This window comes from Sulfuritalea sp. (assembly GCF_017302275.1).
Lineage (GTDB): Bacteria > Pseudomonadota > Gammaproteobacteria > Burkholderiales > Rhodocyclaceae > Sulfuritalea.
In genome coordinates this window covers 160,521-187,316 of record NZ_JAFLDR010000002.1, presented here as the reverse complement: position 1 = coordinate 187,316, position 26,796 = coordinate 160,521, and the positions used below count along the sequence as shown (strand labels likewise).

Sequence of the window (26,796 nt, the reverse complement as noted above, 5' to 3'; positions counted from 1 at the left end):
ATGACTCGACCCGCCCGGTTCCCCAACTAAAAAATGTTCGACGTCGGCCTAACCGAGTTGATGGTGATTGCCATCGTGGCACTGGTCGTCATCGGTCCGGAGAGACTGCCCAAGGTTGCGCGCACCGCCGGGCATATCCTGGGCCGCTTGCAGCGCTATGTCAGCGATGTCAAATCCGACATCAACCGCGAGATGCAGCTTGACGAGCTGAAGAAGCTGCAGCAGCAGGTGAGCAGTCAGGTGTCGAGCCTGCAGACTTCCGTTACCCATGAGATGCGCGAAATCGAGTCGTCGGTCAATACCGCAGTTGAGCCCCTGACGTCCGACGCGAAACCCAATGCTGCCGTGGCATCGGCGCCGACTTTCGACCCTGTGGCCGGTACGCCTGAAAACATACCGATCGCTGCAGTTCCGGCAACCACCGAAGTGCAAAAGCCCTGATGGTCGAAGAGCAGGAAACCTTCCTCTCGCACCTGGTCGAGTTGCGCGATCGCCTGATTCGCATCCTGATTTCCGTCGGCGTGGTTTTCGTGCCGCTGGCCTTCTATGCCCGCGAGCTTTACTCGGTGCTGGCCGCGCCCCTGTTGGCCACGCTTCCCGCCGGCGGGCAGATGATCGCCACCGACGTTGTGGGGGTATTTCTGGTGCCGATGAAAGTGGCGTTGATGGTCTCGTTCCTGATCGTCCTGCCCTATGTTCTTTACCAGTTGTGGGCCTTCGTCGCGCCCGGGCTCTACGCTCACGAGAAGAAGCTGGCCATGCCGCTGCTCGGCGCCTCGGTGCTGCTGTTCTTCATCGGCATGGCCTTTGCCTACTTCGCCTTCTTTCCGATGGTTTTCGGCTTCATGGCCCAATTCGCGCCCGAAGGCGTCGCCTGGATGACGGACATCGAGAAATACTTCTCCTTCGTCCTCACCATGTTCCTCGCCTTCGGCGTCACTTTCGAGGTGCCGGTGATCGTCATCGTGCTGGTCAAGGTCGGCATCGTCGACGTGGTCAAGCTGCGAGAGTGGCGTCCCTACGTGATCGTCGGCGCCTTCGTGGTCGGCGCGGTATTCACGCCACCGGATGTCATCTCGCAGTTCATGATGGCGGTGCCCTTGTGGCTGCTCTACGAGCTTGGAATCGTTCTGGCCAACCTCATCGTGCGTCCGGCGGTTGCCGGCGAGTCCGACTACAGGCCGCCGGGCGACGAGGAAATGGATCGGGAACTCGATCGCGCGGAGCAGCAGTCGCGCGACCAGAAAACCTGATCGTGGTCGTGGCCACGCAGGTTCCCCCACGCCTGTCCAGCGATGCCGAGGTGCGCAGCCTTGCGGCGTCCTCCCTGGTCAAACTGTTCGACAGCCTCTACGAGGGCGCCGTGGTGATCGACATCGCCGGGCGCATCACCTGGATCAACGACAAATACAAGGCACTGATCGGCTGGAATGGCAGCGAAGCGATCGAGGGACGCGCCATAGAGGAAGTGCTGCCGAACAGCCAGTTGCGTCGCGTCGTCGCGACCGGACAGGCCGACCTGCTCGACGTGTTGACCATCGGTGGGCGCCAGATGGTGGTATCGCGCATTCCCCTGCATGGCGAAGCAGGCAACGTGATTGGGGCATTGGGTGTGATCCTTTTCGATCGACTGCAGGCACTGAAGCCGATCGTGTCCAAGTTCCAGCGCATGCAGACGGACCTGGCTACGGTGCGCAAGCAATTGGCGGAAGGGCGCCAGGCAAAGTATCGGTTCAGCCAGTTCATCGGCGCCAGCCGATTGGCCGTGGACACCAAGGAGCAGGCGCGCCGTGCGGCGGAGCGTGAGGGCGCCGTACTGCTGCTCGGCGAAACCGGGACCGGCAAGGAACTGCTGGCCCATGCGATCCATGCCGCCAGCCGTCGCGGCCATGGACCGCTGGTCAGTATCAACGCCGCAGCTATCCCTGAGGCTCTGTTGGAGGCAGAACTGTTCGGCGTCGAGCCCGGCGCCTACACCGGCGCCGGCACCCGGTCGCGCAGCGGCAAGTTCACCCTCGCCGATGGCGGTACCCTGTTTCTCGACGAGGTCGGCGACATGCCTTTGGCCCTGCAGCCGAAGTTGCTGCGGGTGCTGCAGGAGGGCGAGGTCGAACCGGTCGGCGGCAATCAGTTGAGAGCCGTGAATGTCCGTGTGATCGCCGCCACCAGTCGCGACCTGAAGTCGATGATCGAAGCCGGCACGTTCCGCGCAGACCTCTACTACCGGCTCAACGTCCTGCCCATCCGCCTGCCACCCCTGCGGGAACGGCGTGAGGATATTCCGATTCTCTGCGAGTCGCTGCTCGAACAGGTTGCGGAACAGGGTGGCGAAGCGCCGTGTACCCTGGCGGCGGATGGCTTGGCGCGTCTCACCGCTTACGACTGGCCGGGCAATGTCCGCGAATTGCGCAATGTGCTGGAACAGGCGGTCGCGCAGTCGGACAGTCGCCGTCTCACCGGCGCCGACTTTCACATGTTGCCGGCAACATCGACTGCCACAATGGTGGTGCCAGGGCAGGTCGGCGACTCTGTCCTGCGCCCGGTGCGGCCCTTGCGTGAGGTTGTCGCAGCAGCGGAACGCAGCGAGATCCTGCGCGCACTGGAGGCGACCGGCGGGGTCAAGATGCACGCGGCCAAGTTGCTGGGGATCAGTCGGGCGCAGTTGTATGAAAAGCTCGGCGCATTCGGCGTCACGTCAGAAGATCCGGACATCAAGCAGTCTGTCTGATTTTCAGGACGGCAACTTATCTTATTGTGTTTATTTGGTAAATGCCCTGGTTGCTGCTAATTTGTCCGGAAAACCGGACAGCTAAGCAGCTGAATGCTTATCGGGTTCTGGGTCATCTAGATGAGTTTCCCGTCTATCACAGGCTTGGCACGGTTTCTGCGTGTGGGGTTTCGACCCCGTTTCCCCCGGGGAGTCAAACCACGAACGGAGGACCCGAGATGAAACTCAAGTCACTGGCTATTGCAAGCTTGGCGGCAGCGGCCGTCACCCTGACCGCACCGGTCAGCGCGCAGGAACTGAAGATCGCCCTTATCGCGGGCAAGACCGGGGCTCTCGAAGCCTACGCCAAGGAAACCGAGCTCGGTTTCATGATGGGTCTCGAGTACCTGACCAAGGGCAGCATGATGATCAATGGCCGCAAGGTCAAAGTGATCGTCAAGGACGACCAGGGCAAACCGGACTTGGCCAAGGCAGCCCTGGCGGAGGCCTTCGGCGACGACAAGGTGGACATCGCCGTTGGCACGACTTCATCCGGGGCGGCGCTGGCCATGCTGCCGGTGGCCGAGGAGTACAAGAAGGTGCTGGTGGTCGAGCCTGCGGTGGCCGACGCGATTACGGGTGACAAGTGGAACCGCTACATCTTCCGCACCGGGCGCAACTCGTCACAGGACGGCCTGGCTGCCGCGGCAGCCCTGATGGGCGAGGCCAGCGTTGCCTTCCTGGCCCAGGACTATGCTTTCGGTCGCGATGGCATCAAGGCCTTCAAGGATTCGCTGGCCGCAGTAAAGAGCAAGGCCAAGGTGGTCCATGAGGAATATGCGCCGCAGACCGCCACCGATTTCACCGCCTCGGCGCAGCGGATCTTCGACGCGCTCAAGGACAAGCCGGGCCGCAAGATCCTGTCCATTTACTGGGCCGGCGCCAATCCGCTGACCAAGATCGCCGACATGAAGCCCGAACGCTATGGCATCGAGCTCGCCGCGGGCGGCAACATCCTGCCGGTGCTGAAGGGCTGGAAGAACCTGGTCGGCATGGAAGGCAGCATCTACTACTACTACGCCTTCCCGAAGAACGCGATGAACGACTGGCTGGTGGCGGAGAACCAGAAGCGCCTCAAGCAGCCGCCGGATTTCTTCACTGCGGGCGGGTTTGCCGCGGCCAGTGCTGTCTACACCGCACTGACCAAGGCGGGATCGAGCGATACGGAGAAGCTCATCGCCACCATGGAAGGCATGGAGTTCGACACGCCCAAGGGCAAGATGACCTTCCGCAAGGACGATCACCAGGCATTGCAGCCGATGTTCCATTTCCGCATCAAGAAGGTACAGGCCAACGAATGGGACCTGCTGGAACTAGTGCGCGAATTCCCGGCGTCCGAACTGCCGCTGCCGATTCGCAACAAGCGCTGATCCTTTGTTCGCTCTGTCCGGTGGGTTCGTTCTGGCCCACCGGATGAATCCTCGCGCGGAAACATTTCGATGAATAGCCAGCAACCCGTGCTTTCGACCCACGGCCTGAGCATTCGCTTCGGCGGCCACGTCGCGGTCAATAACGTGAGTTGCGAGTTCCGTCCGGGAACGCTTACGGCGATCGTCGGCCCGAATGGCGCCGGCAAGACGACCTATTTCAATCTGATGTCGGGCCAGTTCCCGCCGACCTCCGGCACAGTGCGTTTGCATGGGGAAGATGTGACCCATCTGGGGGCGCCGCAGCGGACCAAACGCGGCATCGGCCGTGCGTTTCAACTGACCAATCTGTTCCCCAACCTGACCGTCCTGGAAAATGTGCGGCTGGCGGTACAAGGGCGCGCCGGCATGGGGCTGAACATGACTTCGATGTGGGCTGGCCACCGCGGCTTGATCGACAAGGCGGAGCATTTTCTGCGTTCCACCGCCCTGTACGAGCGGCGGCTGGAACTTGCTTCGGCCCTTTCCCACGGAGACAAGCGCAAGCTTGAAATCGCCATCCTGCTGGCCCTCGAGCCGGAGATCTTCATGTTCGACGAGCCCACCGCCGGGATGAGCGTTGACGAAGTGCCGGTGGTACTGGACCTGATTCGCCACATCAAGATCAAGGGTGACAAGACGATTTTGCTCGTGGAGCACAAGATGGACGTGGTGCGTTCGCTGGCGGACCGCATCATCGTGCTGCACAACGGCTATCTGGTGGCGGACGGCGACCCGGCCGAGGTGATGGCCTCGCCGATCGTGCAGGAAGCCTATCTGGGCACGGGAATGGCCGACCATGTCTGAGCCACTTCTGCAGCTCGATGGGGTGCATACCCATATCGGCCAGTACCACATCCTGCAAGGCGTGGATCTGGCGGTACCCAAAGGCGGCATCACGGTACTGCTCGGCCGCAATGGTGCGGGCAAGACCACCACGCTGCGAACCATCATGGGCCTCTGGCATGCGTCGCGCGGCACGGTCCGGTTTGCGGATGAAGACATCACTCAGACCCGCACGCCAGACATCGCCTGTGCAGGCATTTCGTATGTGCCGGAAAGCATGGGCATCTTTTCAGATCTCACGGTGCGTGAAAACCTGTTTTTGGCCGCGCGCAGCGTGAAAAAGGCGGATCAGATGGACGAGGCGCGCCTGGAATGGATCTTCGGTTTTTTCGACGCGCTGAAGAAGTTCTGGAACCAGCCCGCAGGCACGCTGTCCGGTGGGCAAAAACAGATGGTGGCGATCGCCCGTGCCATCGTCGAGCCGCGCAAGCTGATCCTGATAGACGAACCGACCAAGGGCTTGGCGCCGGCCATTATCCAGGGCATGGTCGCGGCTTTCCGCGAACTCAAGCGGACCGAAACCATCCTGCTGGTGGAACAGAATTTCAGCTTCGTCTGCGCCTTGGGCGATACCGTGGCGGTGATGGACGGTGGGCGCATCGTCCATTCCGGCGCGATGGCCGATCTCGCGGGCGACCAGGAACTTCAGCACAGGTTGCTGGGGCTTTCCCTGGATTCCCATCAATAGGGTGAGACCATGACAACCATCCCGCATCCCGTGACTCAGGATTCGCCGCTGGCCAAAGTCAGAGTGGACGTGGTGCCGCTGCTGCTGGTGCCGATGCTGGCCCTGCTGATGCTGCCGCTGGTGGGCAGCTTCCCGACCTGGGTGACGCTAACGGTGGCGGGCCTGGCGATGGGCATGATGGTATTCATGATGGCCAGCGGCCTGACGCTGATCTTCGGCCTGATGGATGTGCTCAATTTCGGCCATGGTGCTTTCGTCTCGGTGGGCGCCTTCACCGCTACGCTGGTCCTGCTGCCCATGAAGGGCTGGGTGGAGACCGAATCGGTCTGGATGAATCTTTCCGTGGTGGGCATGGCCATCCTGCTGGCCATGCTTGTCACCGGCCTGCTGGGCTGGGCCTTCGAGCGCATCATCATCCGCCCGGTGTATGGCCTGCACCTGAAGCAGATACTGATCACCATGGGCGGCATGATCGTCGCCGAACAACTGATCCACGTCATATGGGGCGCCGAGCAGATTCCGCTGCAACTGCCGAGTACCTTCCGCGGTGCTTTCATCATCGGCGACGCCGCTCTGGAAAAATACCGGCTGATTGCCGTCGGCGTCGGCCTGACGGTCTTCGTCACGATGTTCCTTGTACTCAACCGGACCAAGGTCGGTTTGCTGATTCGTGCCGGAGTCGAAAACGGCGAAATGGTGGAAGCGCTCGGCTACCGCATCCGCCGCCTGTTCGTCGGCGTGTTCATGGCCGGCTCGGCGCTGGCCGGCCTCGGCGGCGTGTTGTGGGGCATGTACAAGGAAACCCTGACCGCGGCCATCGGCGGCGAGATGACGGTGCTGGTGTTCATCGTCATCATCATCGGCGGCCTCGGTTCGGTCGGCGGCTGCTTCATCGGCGCCATGCTGGTGGCGCTGGTGGCCAACTATGCCGGCTTTCTGGCGCCCAAGGTTGCGCTGGTATCCGACATCCTGCTGATGGTGACGGTCCTGCTCTGGCGTCCGCAGGGCCTGTATCCAGTCGCGAAGCGCTGAGCGAACCATGATGAACAATCTGCTCTCCGGTGACCTGCCACGCAGCCGCCTGCTCTCGGCGATGCTGCTCGCGGTTCTCGTCGGTCTGGCCTTGGCACCCTTCCTGTTTCATGGCGCGCGCTCGCTGAATGTCGCGGCGACCATCTGTGTTTTCATCGTGCTGGTCGCCTCCTACGACCTGCTGCTCGGCTATACCGGCATAGTTTCATTCGCCCACACCATGTTCTACGGCATCGGCGCTTACGGCGTCGGCCTCGCCTTGCATGGCATGGGCCCGACCTGGTCGGCGGTGCTGGTCGGGACTAGCGCGGCCCTGGTCGTGTCGCTGCTACTGGCGCTGGTTATCGGACTATTTTCCCTGCGGGTACGGGCGATCTTCTACGCCATGATCACGCTGGCGGTGGCGGCCGCTTTTGCGGTGCTGGCATCGCAGCTGTCCGACTACACCGGCGGCGAGGACGGCCGCACTTTCAAGGTGCCGGACCTGCTGCAGCCGGGCTTCCACCTTTTGGAGGGTGAATTCTTCGGGCGTGCGCTCGATGGCAAACTGATCACCTATTACCTGGTGTTCTTCTCGGCGCTGGCGCTGTTCCTCTTCATGCTGCGCATCGTGAATTCACCTTTTGGCCGGGTGCTCCAGGCCATCCGTGAAAACGATTTTCGCGCCGAGGCACTGGGCTATCGCACCGTGATCTATCGCACCCTGGCGAATTGCCTTGGCGCCCTGATCGCAACCTTGGCTGGTGTCCTGATGGCACTCTGGTTGCGCTACGTCGGGCCGAAGACCATGCTCTCGTTCGAGGTCATGACCGACATCCTGCTGATCGTGGTGATCGGCGGAATGGGAACCGTTTATGGCGCGGTGATCGGTTCGGCGCTGTTCATCCTGATGCAGAACTATCTGCAGGTTCTGATGAAGGAAGCGTCGGCTGCAATGGTCGGCATTCCCTTGCTGGCCAACCTGTTTCATCCCGACCGCTGGCTGTTGTGGCTGGGCGTGCTGTTTGTACTCTCGGTTTATTTCTTTCCCGCCGGCATCGTCGGCAAGTTGCGCGCGGGGGCACAGGCCAGGTCTCAACGCAAGCCCTGATCGGGGCTCCGGCAGCCATGCGTGAGCGGACATCATTCATGGAGGGATTGCCATCATGGGCAGCGGATTCGACTACGGAAACAAGCTGATCAGCGTCGAACAGGCGCTGTCGAAGATCAAGTCCGACGACTGCATCGTCTGCGCGCTCGGTGCCGCGGAGCCGAACGGCCTGCTCGACCAGTTGCACACCATCGCGCCGCGGGTCACCAACGTGGCCGTATCGACCTGCCTGCCCATGCGTCCGTTCAAGTGGTTCATGGACCCGGCGATGCGGGGCCACATCGAGCACCACGCCTGGTTCTATTCGGCCGGCATCCGCAAGGCGGCGGCCGAGGCGCGTACCTCCTTCTACGTGCCCAACCACCTGCATTCCGCGGCCATGGACCGTGTCCTGTTCCGCAAGCCGACCGTCTTCATCGGGACCTGCACCCCACCGGACCGCTTCGGCTACGTCTCTCTGGCCTTCTCGGTGGTCTACGAACGGGAACTGATGGACGCGGCGGACATCGTGATCCTCGAGATCAACGAACAGGTGCCCTACGTCTGGGGCGACACCGTGATCCACATCGACCAGGTGGATTACCTCGTCGAGCATTCCTCGGCGCCGTTCGAACTGCCCGCACCCGAGACCGAGGAGCGCGACCGGAAAATCGGCAGCTTTATCGCCGAGCACATCGAGGACGGTTCGACCATGCAACTCGGCATCGGCGGCATCCCCAACGCGGTCGCCGGCGAACTGCTGCACAAGAAGGACCTCGCGATCCATACCGAAATGCTGACCGACGGCATGGTGGACCTGTTCGAAGCCGGCGTCATCGCGCGCGCGCCGCGCAGCCTGGACAAAGGCATCATGCGCGGCAAGATGGTGGCGGCCTTCGCCCTGGGCACGAAGAAGCTCTATGACTTCCTCGAGCACAATCCCGGGCTGGCCCTGATGCGCGGCTCCTGGGTGAACAATCCCTACGTGATCGCCCGCAACCACAAGCAGGTGTCGATCAACACCACGCTGGAGGTCGACCTGACCGGCCAGGTCTGTTCCGAGTCGATTGGCCATCGTCAGTATTCCGGTACCGGCGGACAATCGGACACGGCGATCGGCGCCCAGATGTCCGAGGGCGGCAAGTCCTTCATCGCGCTGTATTCGACGGCCGAGGTGAAACAGCCCGACGGCACGCGCAAGACAGCGTCGAAGATAGCACCCATGCTGGCGTCGGGCGCCGCAGTGACGCTGCATCGGGCCAACGTCGATTTTGTCGTCACTGAATACGGTGCCGTGCGCCTGCGCGGTGCGCCGGTCAACGAGCGGGCCCGACGGCTGATTTCAATTGCGCACCCGGACTTCCGCGCCGGCCTGCAGGAAGAAGCGGAGAAACTGGGCTACATCTAACGCTAATGACGGCTCGCTCCACCCGCGGAAGATGAAACACGCTAAAGGCGAAATGATGGCCCGCCCCCCCATCCCCCCTCACGGGGGGCTACTTTTCAGCTCGCTTCGCCCGGCTCTTGCCAAAATCGCCGAGCGCCGCCTTCCGTTAGCCTCGGGAACCGAATCATGATTGGCGTCATTGCATCATGGGAGCAGCCATGAGCCTGGTTCGCATCGAGACGCTCGGCGCCGGCGTGGTGCGACTGGTGCTGGCCCGTCCAGACATGCAAAACGCGCTGGTGCCCGAGTTGCTCGACGACTTGCTCGGCGCCCTGGAAGATATTGCGCGTTCCCCCGATTGCGCCACGGTGGTGCTGGCCGCCGACGGGCCAGCATTCTCCATCGGTGGCGACATGCGGCGTTTCCAGCGCGAACGCGCGGGCGAACTGCTTGCCTATTCCTCGGGCCTGGTGGGCAAGCTGAACGAAACCATCCTGGCCCTGGTCGACCTGCCGCAACCCGTGGTGGCCGCCGTGCATGGCGTCGTCACCGGCGGCTCGATCGGACTGGTGCTGGCCGCCGACCTGGTCTACCTGGCTCCGGAGGCGGCGTTCAAGGCCCATTACGCCACGGCTGGCTTCGGTCCCGACGGCGGCTGGACCGCGCTGGTCGGCCGCCTCGCCGGGCAGCGCCGGGCAGCTGGCGCGCTGCTGCTCAATCGCACCATCCGCGCCGAGGAAGCCGTGGCCTGGGGCTTGGCCAACGAAGTGGTTGCCGCCGAGAAATTGCAGGAGGCCGCCGCCGCAGCAGCACACAAGATCGCCGCCTATCCCGCCGGCACCATGCGCGCCGCCAAGTCCCTGCTGCGCGGCGACCGTGAACGCCTGGCGGCCGAGCTCGAAGCAGAGCGCAAGTACTTCCTCGAACTGATAGCCACGCCGCAGGCGCAGGCCGGCGTCGATGATTTCCTGCGCCGGTTCCAGGACTATCCCGATGCAACCGAACCCTAGGACGAACAGGAGGACGCCATGCAAGTACCCGATTACCTCGTAAAACACGCGCGCCAGTTCCCCGCCAAGACCGCCCTGGTGGACCTCCACAGCGGCCGTCGCGTCAGCTATTCCCGGCTCAACGAGCGGGCCAGCCGCTTCGCCGAGTTCCTGCGCGATCGCTGGCAGATCAAGCCCGGCGACCGGGTGGCTTTGCTGGCGCACAGTTCCTCCGACTACGTCGAGATGCTCTACGGTTGCGGCAAGATCGGTGCGGTGGTGATCTGCCTCAACTGGCGGCTTTCGGTCGACGAACTCAAGGGTGTGCTCGGCGATGCACAGCCGGTTGCGCTGGTCTGGGGCGAGGAGTTCGATGCCGCCGGGACGGCCCTGGTCGATGCCCTTAAGATCGGGAATCGCATGGTGACCGGTGCCGCACGGCCACGGGTCGCCGGCTACGAGAGCGCCCTGGCGGAAATGTCCGGTTCCACGGTGGAAATGCCCTGGCGCGAACACAACGACGTCTGGTACCTGCTCTACACCGCCGGCAGCACGGGCAAACCCAAGGGGGTGCCGCAGACCTGGGGCATGAACGTCACCAACACGCTGACCAACACCATCCACGCCAGCCTGCGGCGCGACGACGTGATGCTCTCGGTCTTGCCCTATTTCCACACCGGCGGCCTCAATCTCTACATGAACTGCCTGCTGATGCTCGGCGCCACCACGCTGATCATGCGCCAGTTCGACGTGGACAAGACCATGGAGCTGCTGGAGACGGAGGCCACCGTGATGTTCGGCGTGCCCGCCATCTACCTGTTCCTCAGTCAGCATCCCCGTTTCGCCAGCGCCGACTTTTCGCGGGTGCGCAGCTGGGCGGCCGGCGGCGCCCCGGTGCCCAGGGTGCTGCTCGAAGCGTACCTGGCCAAGGGCGTCACCATCTGCTTCGGTTTCGGCATGACCGAAACCGGACCCACGGTCTTCCTTACTGACGAGGATACGGCGCGCCGCAAGGTGGGCACGGTCGGCAAGCCGGTGATGTTCGTCGAGGCCAAGGTGGTCGATACCCAGACCCGACAGCCGCTGGGTACCAACCAGCGCGGCGAAATGCTCTTGCGCGGACCGGCCATCTCACCGGGCTACTGGAACAACCCCGAGGCCACAGCCAAGTCCTACGAGGACGGCTGGCTGTGCACCGGCGACATCGTCTACTTCGACGACGACGGCGACTTCTACGTGGTGGACCGCTCCAAGGACATGTACATCTCGGGCGGCGAAAACGTCTACCCGGCGGAAGTCGAGAACGTGATCTTCCAGATCGAAGGCGTGGCCGAGGCCGCGGTGATAGGCATCCACGACGCCAGGTGGGGCGAGGTCGGCAAGGCCATCGTTGCCCTCAAGCCGGGTGCGCAGGTCAGCGAGGAGCAGGTCATCGCCTACTGCAAGCAGAAGCTGGCCGCCTTCAAGGCACCGAAGCAGGTTCAGTTCGTCCCGGCGCTGGCACGCAACGCCGCCGGCAAAGTGGACAAGCCCAGGTTGCGTGCCGAATTCGGAGACCAGGCATGACACTGCCCAGCACCACCCAGCGCGTCCTGCTGCAAACGGATTTCGACCGCTTCGCGCGGCTCAGCCACGACGACAATCCGATCCACTGCGACCCGGACTTCGCCGCCAGGAGCCATTTCGGCGCCACCGTGGCCCACGGCATGATGCTCTACAGCTGCATCTGCAAGGCGCTGGCGGAACAGGTCGGACCGGGGGTGGTGCAACTGGAACAAAGCCTGATGTTTCCGAATGCCACGTATGTCGGCGATCGCATCCATGTCGACTTGCGGCTGGAAGCGGAAGCAGAAGGCCTGCTGGACATCGTCACCGAAATCACGAAAGTCGGCGCTGGCGGCACGGCGCTTCCCACGGCTGCGGGCCGCTGTCGCGTGGTGGCGCCCGCCGCGCCTTTGCGTGTAGTGGCACCCGCGCCGCTTCCGGCGGAGGAGGGCGATGCCGAGCTCTACGGCCTGCGCCCCGGCATGAGCGCGAGCACCACGCGCAGCTTCGCCAACGCCGACCTCGACGAGTACGGCGACCTCACCGGCGACCGCAACCCGATCTTCCGCGACGACCTCGAAGCCGCGGCGCGCGGCTTCAAACGCCGCATCGTGCCCTGGCCGCTGCTGGCAGGCATGTTCTCCGACCTGCTCGGCACCCGCCTGCCCGGGCGCGGCACGGGCTGGATGAAGCAGCAATTGCGCTATCCCTCGGCCGCCCATCCCGGCGAGGCCTTGACCTCGACGGTGACCATCACGCGCCTGCGCGCGGCGAAGGAGCTGGTCAACCTGTCCACCCGCGTTTGTGCCGCCGACGGCCGCCTGGTTTGCGACGGCGAGGCGCTGGTGCTGGTGCGGAATCTGGAAAACAAGCTCGAAAGCAAAATCGGGGCATGAACGGAGTAGTCATGAACGATGTTGGAATCCTCGGCTACGGCTTCTACCTGCCGGAAAGCTGCATGAGCGCGGCGGACATCGCCGCAGCCACCGGAGGCACCTGGAGCGAACAGGCGGTACGCGACAAGCTTGGCATCGTGCGCAAGAGCATCCCGGGTCCCGCCGACGGCACCCAGGAGATGGGCGCCCGTGCCGCGCTGGACGCCATCGCGCGAACCGGCATCGATCCGCTGGAGATAGACCTGATCCTGTGCATGGGCGAGGAGTGGAAGGAATATCCGCTGACCACCTCGGCCATCTACATCCAGGAGCGCATCGGCGCCCACCGCGCCTGGGGCATAGACATACAGCAGCGCTGCAACACCAGCGTGGCGGCGATCAAGATCGCCAAGGACATGCTGATCGCCGATCCGGACATCGCCACGGTGATGATCGTCGGCGGCTACCGCAACGGCGACCTGATCGATTTCCGCGATTCGGCCGTGTCCTTCATGTTCGACCTCGCCGCCGGCGCCGGTGCCTTGCTCCTGCGCCGCGACCTCGGGCGCAACCGGGTGCTGGGCTCGCACATCATCACCGACGGCTCGCTGGCGCGCGACGTCGGCGTCTGGTACGGCGGCTGTGAACATCCGATCGAAACCCTGCCGGAAGCGGAACTCGCGGCGCTGCGCGCGCGCGGCAACCTCAGCCTGCGTGTTTTCGAACCCGAGCACATGAAGACTCGCCTCAACGAAGTTTCGATGCCGAACTGGCTGGCCTGCATCGACAAGGCGCTTGAGAAGAGCGGGGCGACGCGGGCCGACATCGACTTCCTGAACGTGCTGCACTTCAAGCGCTCGATGCATGCCAGCCTGCTGGAGACTCTCGGGCTGAGGACAGAGCAGTCGGTTTACCTGGAGAATTACGGCCACCTCGGCCAGGTTGACCTGATGCTGTCGATCCACGAAGGCCTGCAGCAAGGAAGGCTCAAGGATGGCGATCTGATGGTCGCCATCGCCGCCGGAATCGGTTATGTCTGGGGTGCCACTGTGATCCGCTGGGGGCCGATTGCCTGATGGGAAACCCTCGCCGAGGCCTCAGCCTTCGCTGAAGCCGAAGCGTTCGACGAAATGCACCGGATCAAGCGCCGGACCCTTGAAATCGGCCTGCATGTAGTCGCAGCGCAGTTCCTTGAGCCGCGCCGCTGCCGCATCGTCGGTGACCCCGACGGCGACCACCGCCAGCCTTAACTGGTGTGCGAGTTCTATGATCGACTGGAGGATGCGGTCGGACTTCGGCGTGACCGCAAGGTCGCCCGCCGCCGAAACGTCGAGCTTGATCTCCTGGAACGGCATCGCAGCGAGTTGGAACAACGATTCCATGGTCATGCCGTGGTCGTCGATCGAGAGCTTCACCCCCAGTTCGCGCAATCGACCCAGGGTCTCCCGCGCGACTGGATCGCTGTGCAGCACCTTGGTATCGCCGATACCGAGGATCAATGTTCCCGGGCGCCGGCTCCAGGTGCCGAGCGAACGCTGCACTACATCCAGCAACTCGGGGTGGCACAGCACGCTGGCCGGAAGCCTGACGCCGATGCGCAAGTCGAGCCCGGCACTGTAGCGAAATTCGGATACGTTGCGCAGGGCGCGATTCAGGATGGATGAAACCAGGCCGGTCACCATGCCCGCCGAGTCGGCGGCGGCGAAAGCCTGTTCCGCCGAAATCAGGCCGGCGGCCGGGTCTTGCCAGCGCAACAAGGCTTCCGCACCCATGACTTGTCCGAGGCGCAAGTCGTACTGCGGTTGAAACACCAGTTCCAGCGCGTTTTCCGAGACCGCGGTGCGTAGGCGATTCTCCTGCAGCAGCTCCGACTCGGCCGAATTGTTTCGGTCCTCAGCATAGTCAGCGACCAGCCCAGGCAAGGTTCTGGCCAGAGCACAGGCGCTCTTGGCCCGCTGCAACAGCACTTCCGCCTGGTCGCCATGCTCTGGAAATACGGCGATGCCGATGGCTGGACTGGCAAAGATTTCCTCTTCGCCGATCCAGAACGGGGCACCCAGCACACGCAGGGTTTTCCTTGCTGCAAGTACCGCTACCGCCGGGTCATCCACCTTCGACAGGACGCAGGCGAAGTCGTCGCGCCCCATGGATCCGACGAAATCGCCCGGGCGAAGCACTTCTGCGCAGAGCAAAGAACTGACGCGACTGCGAACGGCATCGCCGACGTGATAACCCCAAACGGCATCGATCCGGCCGATGAGTCCGCAGTCGACGATCAGGATGCCTAGGTTGCCGGAATCGCCCTGTCGTGCCGCGAGCTTGCCGCGCAAGTATTCGAGAAAAGCGACTGGCTCCGCTGCGAATGGATCACGCGATCCGTCAGCCGATCCTTCGGAGTCGGCACCACTCACAGAAACAGCTCGCGCGGATCGATCTTGACCGAGTTGTACTCGAGCGAGCGCAGTATCCGGTACGGTTCGTCGGGGCGGACCTTGGGTTCCTTCATCAGGTCGAGCATCTTGTAAGGCACCATCGGGTTGCCCTTGGCATCCTTGACCACCATGATGCGCGGCTGCATGCGACGCACCATGTTCTGGGCGACCACGATCGCGACTTCGCCGCTGTTGAGTTCGACCACCCCACCGACAGGGTATACGCCGATGCACTGGATGAACTGTTCGACCAACGCTGGATGGAACTGCCTTCCACGTTCCTTGTAAATGAGACTGAGCGCGTTTGCCGGGGACATGTTTTCGCCGAACGGCTTGGGTGCGGTCAGCGTGTCGAAGGTATCGACAATGCCGGCGATCAGCCCGGGCAAGGCGATCGCGTCGCCACGCAATCCGCGCGGATAGCCGGTGCCGTCGAAGCGCTCGTGGTGCAACGAGGCCAGGCCGGGGAGCTCCGGCGGCAGGCCGGCGGTATCGCTGAGGATGCGAACCGAGTGATTGACGTGGGTCCGATACAGCTCGGTCTCGGCCTCGTTGGCCGGCCCGCTGGTGGCGAGTTGGGTGGGCAGCTTCAGCTTGCCGACATCCTGCAGCAACCCGAGCATGCCCAGCATCAGGATGCGATCCTGCGGCAATTGGAGGAAGCGTCCGAAAATGGTCATCATTACCGAAATTCCGACCGCGCGACTCAGGGTTTCGCCACTTTTCTCCTGCAGTTTGATGAGCAGTGCCATGGCATCCGGATTGCGTACCACGCTCTCGGTAATCTGCGCGGCGGCTTCGTGCGAGCGCGCGCTATCGATCGAACTACCGATCTCTACGGCTTTCGACAGCTCGGCGACGACGACGGTGGTCTTGGCAAAGGCGTTTTCCGCCTTGGGCATTTCCGCCTCGACGCTGGCGATCTCCTTGTAAACCGTCGTGCCGCGGACCTTTGCCAGATCCTCGGCGGTCACCCGGCCGACAACCTGTCGCTCTTCCTTTTCCGGGTCAATGAAAACATGCTTGCAGTATTTCTTGAGGACATCGAGCTGCTTGTCGCTTTTCAGGACGAAGCCCTGAAACACGAATGGCGTCTCTGTCCATGGCCGATCCAGCTTGGAGACGTACACCCCAAAGGTTAACTGGTCGACAGCTACTTCTCGAAGTTCCATGCGTCTAGCTCGGTGTCAGGAATAGGGTTGAATTCTGGCTTCGACGGGCCCAGGGGGCAAGCGAAGCGACGATTGAAGCTCAGGACGTGCTGGCGGTTGCATGCCACAGCCTCAGCTTGTCCAGCGTAATCTGTTCAGTTGCATGGAGGACCATGCGCGCTCCGTCGAAATTCTCGTTGATGGTGTAGTCGCTCATGGTAATCACCGTCGGGATTCCCGCCGCCAGTGTCGCTGCCAAGCCATGGGCCGAGTCTTCGACGGCGAGGCAATCGCGCGGCGGGAGATTGAGCTGTTTCAGGGTCCACAGATAGATGTCCGGCGAAGGCTTCTTGGCCGCCGCTACGCTGCCGGACGCGATCGCGTCGAACCACGTGTCGGCATTCGGTCCGAGATTGGCCCGCAACAGCCCCACCACGTTTCCCAGTTTCGAACTGGAAGCGATCGCCAGGCGCACGCCTTCTGTGCGCGCGTCGCAAATGAGTTGCCCGATGTCGGCACGCAACGGGATGGCTCCCGCCGCGAGCAGGCGTTGGTAGTTTCGCGTCTTGATGTCGTGGATGCGCTGCAGCAATTCTTCGAAGTCCGGGCGGGCGCAGGTTGCCGGATCATGCTGGCGGGCAAAGTGGCGGATTCTTTCCAGTCCGCCGGCAACATCCAGGAGGGTGCCGTAAAAGGCTTCGTCCCAGTGCCACGGCAACCCGACTTCGGCGAAGGCCGCATTGAACGCAGGGCGATGACCGTCGCGTTCGGTATTGGCCAGGGTACCGTCGACGTCGAAAATAAGTGCGCGCAGTGCCATGATGAAAAAAACTGCCAGACGTTACAGGAGGGGTAAAGACTAAACGATTTCTTGCTTGCGAGGGTAGGGCTCGGCGGTGTTTTTTTGGATGCGGCGGCGCAGCGATTTCTCTTTAGCCCTGAGAATGCTAGAGTGCACCCGACGTACCGTCGGCGATTTTTTTTATCTCCCTATATCTTCCGACGACCCCGTCGCCTTACCCCGCCATTGGAGACCGTGCGCCCGTGAAACCGACGAACATCGGCGGCCACGACTATTTTCACAAAGTCGTGGATTGCCAGTGGGCCTGTCCGGCCCACACCCCCGTTCCGGAGTACATCCGCCTCATAGCCGCAGGTCGTTATTCGGATGCCTACATGATCAATTGGCGTTCGAACGTTTTTCCGGGAGTTCTGGGTCGTGTATGCGACCGCCCCTGCGAACCCGCCTGCAGGCGCGGACGCGTCGACAAGGAACCGGTCGCGATCTGCCGCTTGAAGCGCGTAGCGGCTGACCTCAAGGAAGACATCACCGGCCGCCTGCCGCTGCCGGCAAATAGCAACGGCAAGCGCATCGCCTGCGTCGGTGCCGGTCCAGCTTCGTTGACCGTGGCGCGCGACCTGGCAGTGCTCGGTTACCAGATTACGGTATTCGACAACGGCGCAGCCCCGGGCGGCATGATGCGCAGCCAGATTCCGAAGTTCCGCCTGCCCGACGAGGTCATCGACGAGGAGTGCGGCTACATCACCGGCCTCGGTGTCGAAACGCGCTACAACCAGTGGGTCGGCAGCCTCAAGGAACTGCTGGCCGGCGACTGGGACGCGGTCTTCGTCGGCACCGGCGCGCCAAAGGGGCGCGATGCGCCGATCCCGGGCCGCCAGGAAGCCGCCAAGCACATTCACATCGGCATCGACTGGCTGGCCAATGTGGCCTTCGGCCACACCACAAAGATTGCGAAGCGCGTCATCGTCCTGGGCGGCGGCAACACCGCGATGGACTGCTGCCGCTCGGCGCGTCGGATGGGCGGTGACGACGTCAAGGTCATTGTGCGCAGCGGCTTCGAGGAAATGAAGGCCTCGCCTTGGGAGAAGGAGGAGGCCATCCACGAAGGCATCCCCATTCTCAACATGCGCGTGCCCAAGGAATTCCGTCATGACAACGGCAAGCTCAGCGGCGTGCTGTTCGAGATCGTGCGCGCCGAATACGATGCCAAGGGTCGGCGCAGCCTGATCCCGACCGGCGAGCCCGACGAATTCCACGAATGCGACGAAGTTCTGGTGGCGATCGGCCAGGAGAACGCCTTCCCCTGGATCGAAAAGGACATCGGCCTCGAGTTCGACAAGTGGGGTTTGCCGGTGCTGAACGAGAAGACCCTGCAGTCGACCCTGCCCAGGGTGTTCTTCGGCGGCGATGCGGCGCTGGGGCCAAAGAACATCATCACCGCCGCGGCCCAGGGCCACGAGGCGGCGATCTCGATCGACCTGTTCTGCCGCGGCAAGAAGCTCGACGACCGGCCGCCGCCCGAGTTCAACCTGGTCAGCCAGAAAATGGGCATCCACGAGTGGAGCTACGACAACCAGGTCTCGGAGGAAGAGCGCAAGAAGGTGCCGGTCAAGGCGCTGGCAAAGACCCTCAAGGACATCAAGCTCGAACTCGAAATGGGCTTCGACCCCTTCATGGCCTGCGCCGAGGCGGAGCGCTGCCTCAATTGCGACATCGAGACGGTGTTCACCGTCAAGACCTGCATCGAATGCGACGCCTGCGTCGATATCTGCCCGACGGAATGCATCACCTTCACCCGCAATGGCGAGGAGGACGACTTGCGCGACCGGCTCAAGGCGCCGGCACGGAATCGTGAGCAGGCCCTCTACGTCTCGGACACACTGAAGACCGGGCGGGTCATGGTCAAGGACGAGAATATTTGCCTGCACTGCGGCATGTGCGCCGAACGCTGCCCCACCGGCGCCTGGGACATGCAGAAGTTCTTCATGCAATGCGCTGAAGCAGGGACGGAAGCGAAAAGGACATGAGCGCCATGAAACCAATTCAGAGCAGCAACGATTTCGTCATCAAGTTCGCCAACGTCAACGGCTCGGGTTCGGCTTCGGCCAACGAGCTGTTCGCCCGTGCCATCATGCGCATGGGCGTGCCGGTGGCGCCGCGCAACATCTTCCCCTCCAACATCCAGGGCATGCCGACCTGGTACGAGATGCGTGTCTCGGCGGCCGGCTGGCTCGGCCGCCGTGGCGGCTGCGACCTGATGGTGGCGATGAACCCGCAGACCTGGGACCGCGATGTCGCCGAGATCGAACCCGGCGGCTATCTGTTCTACGACTCGACCAAGGCGCAGCCACGTTCGCGCTTCCGCGAGGACATCACGGTGCTGGGCATCCCCCTCACCGAAATCTGCAACCGCGAATACACGGATGCGCGGCAGCGGCAGCTGTTCAAGAACATCATGTACGTCGGCGCGCTGACGGCCCTGCTCGGCATCGATTTCAGCGTCGTCGAAAAGCTGATCGCCGACCAGTATCGCGGCAAGGACAAGCTGATCGGCGCCAACGTCAATGCCCTGAAGCTGGGCTACGACCACGCCAGGGCCAATCTGCCGTGTCCGATCGGCCTGCGCGTCGAGCGTGCCGATGGCGTCGGCGACAAGATTTTCATCAACGGCAACAATGCCTGTGGCCTCGGTGCCGTGTATGGCGGCGCCACGGTGGCCGGCTGGTACCCGATCACGCCGTCGACTTCGGTGATCGAAGCCTTCAGCAGTTATTGCCGCAAATACCGCACCGACCCCGACAACGGCATGGCGCGCTACGCCATCGTCCAGGCCGAGGATGAATTGGCCTCGATCGGCATGGTGATCGGCGCCGCCTGGAACGGCGCGCGGGCATTTACGGCGACATCCGGCCCCGGCATATCGCTGATGCAGGAATTCTTTGGCCTCGCCTATTTCGCCGAAGTGCCGGTCGTGGTCTTCAATGTCCAGCGTGGCGGTCCCTCTACCGGCATGCCGACGCGAACGCAACAGTCCGACCTGATCTCCTGCGCCTACGCCTCGCACGGCGATACCAAGCATGTGCTGCTGTTTCCCGAGGATCCCTACGAGTGCTTCACGCTCGGCGCCCAGGCCTTCGACCTTGCCGACCGGCTGCAGACCCCGGTGTTCGTCCTGCTCGACCTCGACATCGGCATGAACGACAGGTTGTGCCATCCCTTCGACTGGGATGACAGCCGGCGCTACGATCGCGGCAAGGTGATGACGGCAGAAATGCTGGATGCCGGAAGGAACTTCGGCCGCTACCTCGACGTCGATGGCGACGGCATCCCCTGGCGCACGATTCCCGGCACCCACCCGACCAAGGGCGCCTTCTTCAGCCGGGGCACCACGCGCAACGCCTACGCCAAGTACAGCGAGGCCGGCACGGACTATGTCTATAACATGGAGCGCCTGCGGCACAAGCTGGAGACGGCGAAGAAGCTGGTGCCGGCTCCGGTAATCAAGCCGGCATCGCAGCCCACCCGTTTCGGCGCGATCTACTACGGTTCGACCAGCCCGGCCATGGCCGAGGCCTCCACCTTGCTCGAAGCGCAGGACGTCCACGTCGATACCCTGCGCGTGCGCGGCTTCCCGTTCGCCGACGAGGTGATCGACTTCATCGACCAGCACGAGGTGGTGTTCGTCATCGAGCAGAACGAAAGCGGCCAGTTGCGGATGCTGCTGCTGACCGAAGGCGAAATCGATCCGAAGAAGCTGATCCGCGTCCTGCACTACGACGGCACGCCGATCACCGCCCGCTTCATTTCCGGCAGGATCGCCGATGCGCTCTCCGAGCACAAGGTGACCCCCCTTCGCAAACAGGTGGCCTCATGACCTATCTCGCCAAACCCAAACTGCTGCGCGCCGATGCGCCACGCAACGCCGTCGGCTACACCCGACGCGACTACGAGGGTGCAATCTCGACCCTGTGCGCCGGCTGTGGCCACGACTCGATCTCCGCGGCCGTGGTGCAGGCCTGCTTCGACCTCGACATCGAGCCACACAAGGTGGCCAAGCTCTCCGGCATCGGCTGCTCGTCGAAGACGCCCGACTATTTCCTCGGTGCCTCGCACGGATTCAACACCACCCACGGTCGCATGCCGTCGGTGCTGACCGGCGCCGCGCTGGCCAACCGCGACCTGATCTACCTCGGCGTCTCCGGTGATGGCGACTCCGCCTCGATCGGCATCGCCCAGTTCGCCCACGCCATGCGCCGCGGCGTGAATATGGCCTACATCTGCGAGAACAATGGGGTCTATGGCCTGACCAAGGGCCAGTTCTCGGCCACCGCCGACAAGGGCTCGAAGAACAAGCGTGGCGTGGTCAACAGCGACACGCCGATCGACCTCGTGGCACTGTCGCTGCAGCTCGGCGCGACCTTCGTCGCGCGCAGCTTTTCCGGGGACAAGGAGCAACTGGTGCCGCTGATCAAGGGAGCGCTGCGCCATCGCGGCCCGGCCTTCATCGATGTCATCAGTCCCTGCGTCACGTTCAACAACCACGCCGGGTCGACCAAGAGCTACGACTACGTGCGCGAGCACAACGAGGCGGTGAATCGGCTCGACGTGATTCTTCCGCGCGACAAGATCGAGACCAGCTATAACCCGGGCTCGCTTCGACGCGTGGTGCAGCACGACGGTTCGGTCCTGCTGTTGCGCAAGGTGGCCGTCGATTACGACCCGGCCGACCGCGTCGCCGCGATGAACTACCTGCAGGAGCGGCAGACGCTGGGCGAAATCGTCACCGGCCTGATCTACGTCGACAGCAGCGCCGAGGATATGCATCGCCACCTGAATACGGTGGAGAAGCCGCTCAACCAGCTTGGCGACGCCTATCTCTGCCCCGGCAGCAAGGCGCTCGACGCGCTCAACGCCTCCCTGCGCTAGCCAGCCGTACGAGCTTCACTCCTTCGGCGGTCGCGGGCGCTTCCCGATCGTTACATCGACAGCGACGTCACGGCCCTCGCGCTTCAGGCCGAAGCGCGCCTTACTTCCGGGTTGCAACGCGGCAATCAGTTCCAGCACCGCCTGGGCGTCCTTTACCGGCTTGCCGGTGACCTGAACCAGCACGTCGCCGGGCTTGATGCCGGACTTGTCGGCCGGACTGCCGCGCATGACACCGGCGATCAGCGCGCCGTCGGTGCCGGACAGTTTGAAGGATTCGGCCAGTTCGGGGGTGATCTCCTGCACTTCGATGCCGACCCAGCCTCGGGTGACGCTGCCGGTTCTGACGATCTGTTCCATGACGCTTTTTGCCAGTGAAACGGGAATCGCGAAGCCGATGCCCATCGATCCGCCGCTTTGCGAGTAGATGGCGGTGTTGATGCCCACCAGGTGCCCGTTGGCATCAACCAGCGCGCCGCCGGAATTGCCCGGATTGATCGCTGCATCGGTCTGGATGAAGTTCTCGAAGGTGTTGATACCCAGATGGGAGCGACCCAGCGCCGAGACGATACCCGAGGTGACGGTCTGCCCGACGCCGAAGGGATTGCCAATCGCCAACACCACATCGCCGACGCGCAGGTTGTCGCTGCTGCCGAAGGCGATCACCGGCAGCTTGTGATCGGCCGGGATGCGCAGCACCGCGAGGTCGGATTCCGGATCGGATCCCACCACGCGCGCCTTGTACTTGCGCCCGTCATTGTGGGCAACTTCGATTTCGTCAGCGCCTTCGATGACATGGAAATTGGTCAGGATGTAGCCTTCAGGCGAAACCACGACGCCGCTACCAAGGCCAGAGCGCCGCTGCGACTGTTCGCCGAATCGATCGCCGAAAAAATGTCGGAATATCGGGTCGTTGATGAAGGGGTGGCGCGCCCCCGCCACCTCCTGGCTGGTAAAAATATGCACGACGGCGGGAATGGCGCGTTTTGCCGCATCGGCGTAGGACGCGGGCCGATGCGCCTCGGCGCGGGGGACTGCTTCGAGCACCGTCGCGACTTCCGACAGGCTTGTATTGCCGCCCGGCAATTGCGCGAGCCATTCCGGCTTGAGTGTCTTGACGACGAACAGGACCGCGACGCAGATCGTCACGGTCTGGGCAAAAATCAGCCAAAGGCGGCGCATAATCGGAGCTTTTTTGGGGTGATGGACAATGGCGGGTGAGGCCGTGTTGCGCGAGGATCTTCGCCTCTGGATGGATGGCTTGTTGGACGCCGAGCGGTTTCGCGATTATTGCCCAAACGGCCTGCAAGTGGAAGGTCGCGAACGCATCCGGCGCATCGTTTGCGGCGTGACCGCCAGCCAGGCCCTGATCGAGGCCGGCATCGCGCGCGGGGCGGACGCGCTGCTGGTGCACCACGGCTGGTTCTGGAAGGCCGAAGATGGCCGCGTCACCGGTTTTCGCAAGCAACGCATGGCGCGCCTGCTTGCCCATGACATCAGCCTGTTCGCCTACCATCTGCCGCTCGACGCGCATCCGGAGCTGGGCAACAACGCGCAATTGGCGGCACGCCTGGGTTGGACGGTAACCGGGCGATTCGCGGAGCAGGACATCGGCTTTGTCGGCATACCGTCAGCGCCGACTTCCGTCGCCGGTCTGGCGGTGCGAATCGAACGGGAGTTGGGGCGGCGACCGCTGCTGGTCGGTGACCCGGATCGCGCGGTGGCGCGAATAGCCTGGTGCAGCGGTGGCGCGCAGGGCTATTTCGAGGATGCACTGGCGACGGCCGCCGACGTTTTCGTTACGGGTGAAATCTCGGAGCAGACCGTGCACCTGGCGCGGGAAACCGGCATGGCCTTCCTCAGCGCGGGCCATCATGCGACCGAGCGTCACGGGGTGATTGCTCTGGGCCAGCGCGTTCGCCAGCATTTCGGCATCGACTGCGAATTCGTCGATATCGACAATCCCGTCTGATGGAGTCCCCGCTTGGCAGGCGCGCAGCTGACGGCGGCGTCGCTGTTACGCATGGTCAATCCAGGCGGAACTTCACCGGAAACAGGGTTTGTCGGGGATTCCCGGGCAGAAAGCCGATGCGGCGGGCGGCATCCAGCGCGGCCTGGTCAAGCACGGCGTGGCCTGAACTGCGAGCGACTTCGGCTGACGTCAGTCGCCCGTTCGGCGCCAGGGTCAATAGCAGGATTACGTCGCCTTCCAGACCGTGGGCGATTGCTTCCGGCGGATAGAACAGGTGCTTTGACAAAGCGGCCTGCGCGCGGCGCAGGGACCCGCCTTCAAGCCGCGGCAGTGCGGCGTCGCGTGGCAATGTCGCGGGCTCCGGCGAGGCGTCGGTGCTGACCGCTTCCGCAATGGATTCGGGCGCGGGAACAGGAAGCAGGCGTGCTTCGATGCGGGCGCTCGGCGTCGGCGTGGTTTCCAGCCAATACGGCGCCAGGATAACAGCGGCATGCAGGCCCAGGCTCAGCAGCAGGGCAAGGGACGGGGACATCCGGCGATTGTAGAGCGTGAGCGACCAAACCCATTTCGATTCCATTCGCCAATTCACGGTGGACATATACTTCGAATCATGAGAGCAGAGTTGCAGTGGCGGTGGATTGCCGCCGGGTTGGGATCCGCTGCCTTGGCAAGCCTGAGAGTTCTTGCGGGCACAGTCGTGTTGATTGCGGCCAGCGGTTCCTTGCGCGCCGCAAGCCTGCCTGATGGGGCGCGGTTCTCCATCGCCGTCGAGCAGGGTGACATGGTGCAGGCGCGTGAATGGCTGGACAACGGGTTGCCGCCCGATTTCGAGGGAAAAGCGATTGGCACCGGGATCATGATCGGCGCCTGGGAGGGCAACATCGCGATGATGGATCTCTTCCTGTCGCGTGGCGGCGACCTCAACAGGTCCAACTCGCTCGGTGAGCAGGCACTCCAGCACGCCGCATGGCGGGGACACCTTGCCGCGGTGCGCTGGCTGGTCGAGCGCGGCGCCCGCGTCAACCGCGAAGGCAAGGAATGGGCGGCGCTGCACTACGCGGCATTCGCCGGGCATGGGGAGGTGGTGAGTTACCTGCTGGAACGCGGCGCCGACGTCAACGCGCGATCCACCAACGGTTCCACGCCCTTGATGATGGCGGCGCGGGAAGGCAAGGAGTCGATCGCGAAGACCTTGCTGGCCGCCGGCGCCCGACGCGACATCGTCAATGAACAGGGCGAGGACGCGCTGCGCTGGGCGATGCGGCACAACAACCTGTCGATCGCCCGCAGCATCGCCGGCGGCGATACCTTCGCGGCTGTGGCGGCTCGCCCGGCAACGTCCTGGGGAGCTCCGGTCCGCTCGCAAGCCGTGCCTGACCGTGCCGACTCGCTGATGGCGCAGGCGCGTCGGATGGAAGCGGAGGGGCGGCGCGACGAAGCCCTGCGCCTCTATCGGGCGGCACTCGTTACGATCCGCCAGGCGGATGCATCGCGCAAGAGCAGCCAGGTGCCGCCGCGCGTGGCGACAGGAATGGTGATCTCGGCACGACGCGGCAAACCGGACAACCAGTCGGCGAGCCTGAGTTTTGCCGCTCCGGCGCAAGTTGCCACAAGCGCGGAAGTCGGCGCTGGTGCGACGGCGGTCGAGGTCGACAGTGCCGATGGCTGGCTGCGTCGTGCCCGGGAGTTCGAGGCCGCCGGTCGTCGCAAGGAGGCGCTGGAAGCATTTCGCCACGCGTCTGCCAGCCTGCGAACCGTGGCGGCGGAGCGTGATTTGACGTTGAGCCCCGCGCTGGCTCCCGCGGCGAACGCGGAGTCGGCCCCGCCACCGTGATCTCGGGCGGGATGGGAATCATTTGACAACTAAACAAAGTACGATTACGATTAGGATAAATTAATTACGTAAAGAGAAATCACGATCATCCCCGAGGAGTTGTCATGACCGAAAAGAAATTCGCCTCCCACGCCGACCTGGAGCAAAAGCAGGTCAGCTTCGAAAAGCTCTCCGACAACGCCTACGCCTACACGGCGGAGGGCGATCCGAATACCGGCGTGATCATCGGCGACGACGCCGTGATGATCATCGACGCCACGGCGACGCCGGTGATGGCCCAGGACGTCGTGCGCCATGTCCGCGAGGTGACCGACAAGCCGATCAAATACGTAACGCTCACCCACTACCACGCGGTGCGCGTGCTCGGCGCCTCGGGGTACAAGGCTCATGGGCTTCAGGCAGTGATCGCATCGAGGCCCACATACGAACTGATCGTCGAGCGCGGCCAGCAGGACATGGACTCCGAGATCGGCCGTTTCCCGCGACTGTTCAATGCCGTCGAGAGCGTGCCCGGCCTGACTTGGCCGACCTTGGTCGTCGAGGGCGAACTGACGCTATGGATGGGTGATCTCGAAGTAAAAATCTGGCACCCGGGGCGCGGCCACACCAAGGGTGATACCGTGGTCTGGCTGCCGCAGCAGAAGATCCTGTTTTCCGGCGACCTGGTGGAGGCCGACGCCGCCTGCTACACGGGCGACGCCTATCTTGCCGACTGGCCGGCAACGTTGGATAAACTCGCGGCGCTGAAGCCCGAGAAACTGATCCCCGGCCGCGGTCCGGCGTTGGTGAATCCGGAGCAAGTGCAGCGCGGCCTGGCCTATACGCGCGACTTCGTCTCGACGCTGTATGGCAGCGCCAGGGAAGCCGTGGCGCAGGGCATGGACCTCGCCGCCTGCATGGCGCACACGCGCAAGGCGATGGACCCGAAATTCGGCCAGGTGTTCATCTACGAGCACTGTCTGCCCTTCGACGTGACCCGCGCCCACGACGAGGCCTCGGGCATCCGCGATCCGCGCATCTGGACGGCAGAGCGCGACCAGCAAATGTGGCATGCCTTGCAGGCCGTCTGAGCGGGGCG

At 63.5% G+C, this 26,796-nt stretch carries 24 protein-coding genes; 19 read left to right on the top strand and 5 right to left on the bottom strand.

From position 1 onward, the window contains the following. Positions 1-33: 33 nt before the first annotated feature. The 13 genes from tatB to J0M27_RS01830 all read left to right on the top strand — a co-directional run bounded on the left by tatB (position 34) and on the right by J0M27_RS01830 (position 13,680). Positions 34-441: a Sec-independent protein translocase protein TatB gene (tatB, locus tag J0M27_RS01890; RefSeq protein WP_294986878.1), complete on the top strand. Its 408-nt coding sequence runs from the start codon at positions 34-36 to the stop codon at positions 439-441. After that, positions 441-1,253: a twin-arginine translocase subunit TatC gene (tatC, locus tag J0M27_RS01885; RefSeq protein ID WP_294986876.1), complete on the top strand. Its 813-nt coding sequence runs from the start codon at positions 441-443 to the stop codon at positions 1,251-1,253. The genes tatB and tatC overlap by 1 nt, the downstream gene beginning before the upstream one ends. Positions 1,254-1,255: 2 nt before the next feature. Beyond that, positions 1,256-2,728 carry a sigma 54-interacting transcriptional regulator gene (locus J0M27_RS01880; protein WP_294986875.1) on the top strand — a complete coding sequence of 491 codons (1,473 nt, stop codon included), beginning with the start codon at positions 1,256-1,258 and terminating at the stop codon, positions 2,726-2,728. 218 nt (positions 2,729-2,946) lie between these two features. Next, positions 2,947-4,137: a substrate-binding domain-containing protein gene (locus J0M27_RS01875; protein WP_294986873.1), complete on the top strand. Its 1,191-nt coding sequence runs from the start codon at positions 2,947-2,949 to the stop codon at positions 4,135-4,137. 69 nt (positions 4,138-4,206) lie between these two features. Continuing rightward, a complete protein-coding gene (locus J0M27_RS01870; RefSeq protein WP_294986871.1) occupies positions 4,207-4,980 on the top strand; it encodes an ABC transporter ATP-binding protein in 774 nt (257 codons plus the stop codon). Then, positions 4,973-5,707, top strand: coding sequence for an ABC transporter ATP-binding protein (locus J0M27_RS01865; protein WP_294986869.1), 735 nt, complete (start codon positions 4,973-4,975; stop codon positions 5,705-5,707). Before J0M27_RS01870 ends, J0M27_RS01865 begins: the two co-directional genes overlap by 8 nt. A 9-nt stretch (positions 5,708-5,716) precedes the next feature. Further along, entirely contained in the window at positions 5,717-6,739 is a 1,023-nt protein-coding gene (locus J0M27_RS01860; RefSeq protein ID WP_294986867.1) for a branched-chain amino acid ABC transporter permease, read from the top strand. Positions 6,740-6,746: 7 nt separating this feature from the next. Continuing rightward, positions 6,747-7,829, top strand: a complete 1,083-nt coding sequence (locus J0M27_RS01855) for a branched-chain amino acid ABC transporter permease (RefSeq protein ID WP_294986865.1) — start codon at positions 6,747-6,749, stop codon at positions 7,827-7,829. Between the two features lie 55 nt (positions 7,830-7,884). Beyond that, a complete protein-coding gene (locus J0M27_RS01850) occupies positions 7,885-9,216 on the top strand; it encodes an acetyl-CoA hydrolase/transferase C-terminal domain-containing protein (RefSeq protein ID WP_294986863.1) in 1,332 nt (443 codons plus the stop codon). A gap of 197 nt (positions 9,217-9,413) precedes the next feature. Then, on the top strand, positions 9,414-10,205 hold the full coding sequence (locus J0M27_RS01845) for an enoyl-CoA hydratase/isomerase family protein (protein WP_294986861.1): 792 nt from the start codon (positions 9,414-9,416) through the stop codon (positions 10,203-10,205). 18 nt (positions 10,206-10,223) lie between these two features. Then, positions 10,224-11,750 carry a long-chain fatty acid--CoA ligase gene (locus J0M27_RS01840; protein WP_294986859.1) on the top strand — a complete coding sequence of 509 codons (1,527 nt, stop codon included), beginning with the start codon at positions 10,224-10,226 and terminating at the stop codon, positions 11,748-11,750. Then, the gene (locus tag J0M27_RS01835; RefSeq protein WP_294986857.1) at positions 11,747-12,625 is read left to right on the top strand and encodes a MaoC/PaaZ C-terminal domain-containing protein; all 879 of its coding nucleotides are present in this window, start codon (positions 11,747-11,749) and stop codon (positions 12,623-12,625) included. The genes J0M27_RS01840 and J0M27_RS01835 overlap by 4 nt, the downstream gene beginning before the upstream one ends. Positions 12,626-12,636: 11 nt before the next feature. Then, positions 12,637-13,680 (top strand): 3-oxoacyl-ACP synthase, encoded by a 1,044-nt coding sequence (locus J0M27_RS01830; protein WP_294986855.1) that lies wholly within the window; start codon positions 12,637-12,639, stop codon positions 13,678-13,680. Positions 13,681-13,701: 21 nt separating this feature from the next. Here J0M27_RS01830 and J0M27_RS01825 read toward each other — a convergent pair whose 3' ends face one another. The 3 genes from J0M27_RS01825 to J0M27_RS01815 form a co-directional block, all read right to left on the bottom strand. After that, positions 13,702-14,934 (bottom strand): EAL domain-containing protein, encoded by a 1,233-nt coding sequence (locus tag J0M27_RS01825; protein ID WP_294986853.1) that lies wholly within the window; start codon positions 14,932-14,934, stop codon positions 13,702-13,704. A 77-nt stretch (positions 14,935-15,011) separates the two neighbouring features. Beyond that, positions 15,012-16,208: an HD domain-containing phosphohydrolase gene (locus J0M27_RS01820; RefSeq protein WP_294986852.1), complete on the bottom strand. Its 1,197-nt coding sequence runs from the start codon at positions 16,206-16,208 to the stop codon at positions 15,012-15,014. A gap of 79 nt (positions 16,209-16,287) precedes the next feature. Next, complete coding sequence (locus J0M27_RS01815) at positions 16,288-17,007, bottom strand: HAD-IA family hydrolase (protein WP_294986850.1); 720 nt, start codon at positions 17,005-17,007, stop codon at positions 16,288-16,290. A 224-nt stretch (positions 17,008-17,231) separates the two neighbouring features. On the opposite strand from J0M27_RS01815, the gene J0M27_RS01810 reads away from it, so the two are divergent. The 3 genes from J0M27_RS01810 to J0M27_RS01800 are packed head-to-tail and all read left to right on the top strand — an operon-like array spanning position 17,232 to position 21,915. Continuing rightward, positions 17,232-19,016, top strand: a complete 1,785-nt coding sequence (locus J0M27_RS01810) for an FAD-dependent oxidoreductase (RefSeq protein WP_294986848.1) — start codon at positions 17,232-17,234, stop codon at positions 19,014-19,016. A gap of 5 nt (positions 19,017-19,021) precedes the next feature. Continuing rightward, positions 19,022-20,863 (top strand): 2-oxoacid:acceptor oxidoreductase subunit alpha, encoded by a 1,842-nt coding sequence (locus J0M27_RS01805; protein ID WP_294986846.1) that lies wholly within the window; start codon positions 19,022-19,024, stop codon positions 20,861-20,863. Beyond that, entirely contained in the window at positions 20,860-21,915 is a 1,056-nt protein-coding gene (locus tag J0M27_RS01800; protein ID WP_294986844.1) for a 2-oxoacid:ferredoxin oxidoreductase subunit beta, read from the top strand. Before J0M27_RS01805 ends, J0M27_RS01800 begins: the two co-directional genes overlap by 4 nt. 15 nt (positions 21,916-21,930) lie before the next feature. Here J0M27_RS01800 and J0M27_RS01795 read toward each other — a convergent pair whose 3' ends face one another. Beyond that, on the bottom strand, positions 21,931-23,094 hold the full coding sequence (locus tag J0M27_RS01795; RefSeq protein ID WP_294986843.1) for a Do family serine endopeptidase: 1,164 nt from the start codon (positions 23,092-23,094) through the stop codon (positions 21,931-21,933). A gap of 28 nt (positions 23,095-23,122) precedes the next feature. Here J0M27_RS01795 and J0M27_RS01790 point away from each other — a divergent pair, with 28 nt between their 5' ends. Next, on the top strand, positions 23,123-23,884 hold the full coding sequence (locus J0M27_RS01790) for a Nif3-like dinuclear metal center hexameric protein (RefSeq protein ID WP_294986841.1): 762 nt from the start codon (positions 23,123-23,125) through the stop codon (positions 23,882-23,884). A 55-nt stretch (positions 23,885-23,939) separates the two neighbouring features. Here the strand turns inward: J0M27_RS01790 and J0M27_RS01785 are convergent, their stop codons facing one another. Beyond that, complete coding sequence (locus tag J0M27_RS01785; RefSeq protein WP_294986839.1) at positions 23,940-24,416, bottom strand: energy transducer TonB; 477 nt, start codon at positions 24,414-24,416, stop codon at positions 23,940-23,942. 132 nt (positions 24,417-24,548) lie between these two features. Between J0M27_RS01785 and J0M27_RS01780 the strand changes: the two genes are divergently transcribed. Together J0M27_RS01780 and J0M27_RS01775 are read left to right on the top strand one after the other, a co-directional pair. After that, positions 24,549-25,718 (top strand): ankyrin repeat domain-containing protein, encoded by a 1,170-nt coding sequence (locus tag J0M27_RS01780; protein ID WP_294986837.1) that lies wholly within the window; start codon positions 24,549-24,551, stop codon positions 25,716-25,718. A 104-nt stretch (positions 25,719-25,822) separates the two neighbouring features. Then, positions 25,823-26,788: an MBL fold metallo-hydrolase gene (locus J0M27_RS01775; RefSeq protein ID WP_294986835.1), complete on the top strand. Its 966-nt coding sequence runs from the start codon at positions 25,823-25,825 to the stop codon at positions 26,786-26,788. The last annotated feature ends 8 nt before the right edge of the window (positions 26,789-26,796 follow it).

Coding starts and splice junctions, on each gene's coding strand:
- J0M27_RS01805 (WP_294986846.1), top strand. CDS start 19,022: ATGAAACCAATTCAGAGCAGCAACGATTTCGTCATCAAGTTCGCCAAC.
- J0M27_RS01800 (WP_294986844.1), top strand. CDS start 20,860: ATGACCTATCTCGCCAAACCCAAACTGCTGCGCGCCGATGCGCCACGC.
- tatB (WP_294986878.1), top strand. CDS start 34: ATGTTCGACGTCGGCCTAACCGAGTTGATGGTGATTGCCATCGTGGCA.
- J0M27_RS01835 (WP_294986857.1), top strand. CDS start 11,747: ATGACACTGCCCAGCACCACCCAGCGCGTCCTGCTGCAAACGGATTTC.
- J0M27_RS01845 (WP_294986861.1), top strand. CDS start 9,414: ATGAGCCTGGTTCGCATCGAGACGCTCGGCGCCGGCGTGGTGCGACTG.
- J0M27_RS01865 (WP_294986869.1), top strand. CDS start 4,973: ATGTCTGAGCCACTTCTGCAGCTCGATGGGGTGCATACCCATATCGGC.
- J0M27_RS01785 (WP_294986839.1), bottom strand. CDS start 24,416: ATGTCCCCGTCCCTTGCCCTGCTGCTGAGCCTGGGCCTGCATGCCGCT.
- J0M27_RS01775 (WP_294986835.1), top strand. CDS start 25,823: ATGACCGAAAAGAAATTCGCCTCCCACGCCGACCTGGAGCAAAAGCAG.
- J0M27_RS01840 (WP_294986859.1), top strand. CDS start 10,224: ATGCAAGTACCCGATTACCTCGTAAAACACGCGCGCCAGTTCCCCGCC.
- J0M27_RS01830 (WP_294986855.1), top strand. CDS start 12,637: ATGAACGATGTTGGAATCCTCGGCTACGGCTTCTACCTGCCGGAAAGC.
- J0M27_RS01850 (WP_294986863.1), top strand. CDS start 7,885: ATGGGCAGCGGATTCGACTACGGAAACAAGCTGATCAGCGTCGAACAG.
- J0M27_RS01855 (WP_294986865.1), top strand. CDS start 6,747: ATGATGAACAATCTGCTCTCCGGTGACCTGCCACGCAGCCGCCTGCTC.
- J0M27_RS01875 (WP_294986873.1), top strand. CDS start 2,947: ATGAAACTCAAGTCACTGGCTATTGCAAGCTTGGCGGCAGCGGCCGTC.
- J0M27_RS01870 (WP_294986871.1), top strand. CDS start 4,207: ATGAATAGCCAGCAACCCGTGCTTTCGACCCACGGCCTGAGCATTCGC.
- J0M27_RS01820 (WP_294986852.1), bottom strand. CDS start 16,208: ATGGAACTTCGAGAAGTAGCTGTCGACCAGTTAACCTTTGGGGTGTAC.
- tatC (WP_294986876.1), top strand. CDS start 441: ATGGTCGAAGAGCAGGAAACCTTCCTCTCGCACCTGGTCGAGTTGCGC.
- J0M27_RS01860 (WP_294986867.1), top strand. CDS start 5,717: ATGACAACCATCCCGCATCCCGTGACTCAGGATTCGCCGCTGGCCAAA.
- J0M27_RS01815 (WP_294986850.1), bottom strand. CDS start 17,007: ATGGCACTGCGCGCACTTATTTTCGACGTCGACGGTACCCTGGCCAAT.
- J0M27_RS01795 (WP_294986843.1), bottom strand. CDS start 23,094: ATGCGCCGCCTTTGGCTGATTTTTGCCCAGACCGTGACGATCTGCGTC.
- J0M27_RS01790 (WP_294986841.1), top strand. CDS start 23,123: ATGGCGGGTGAGGCCGTGTTGCGCGAGGATCTTCGCCTCTGGATGGAT.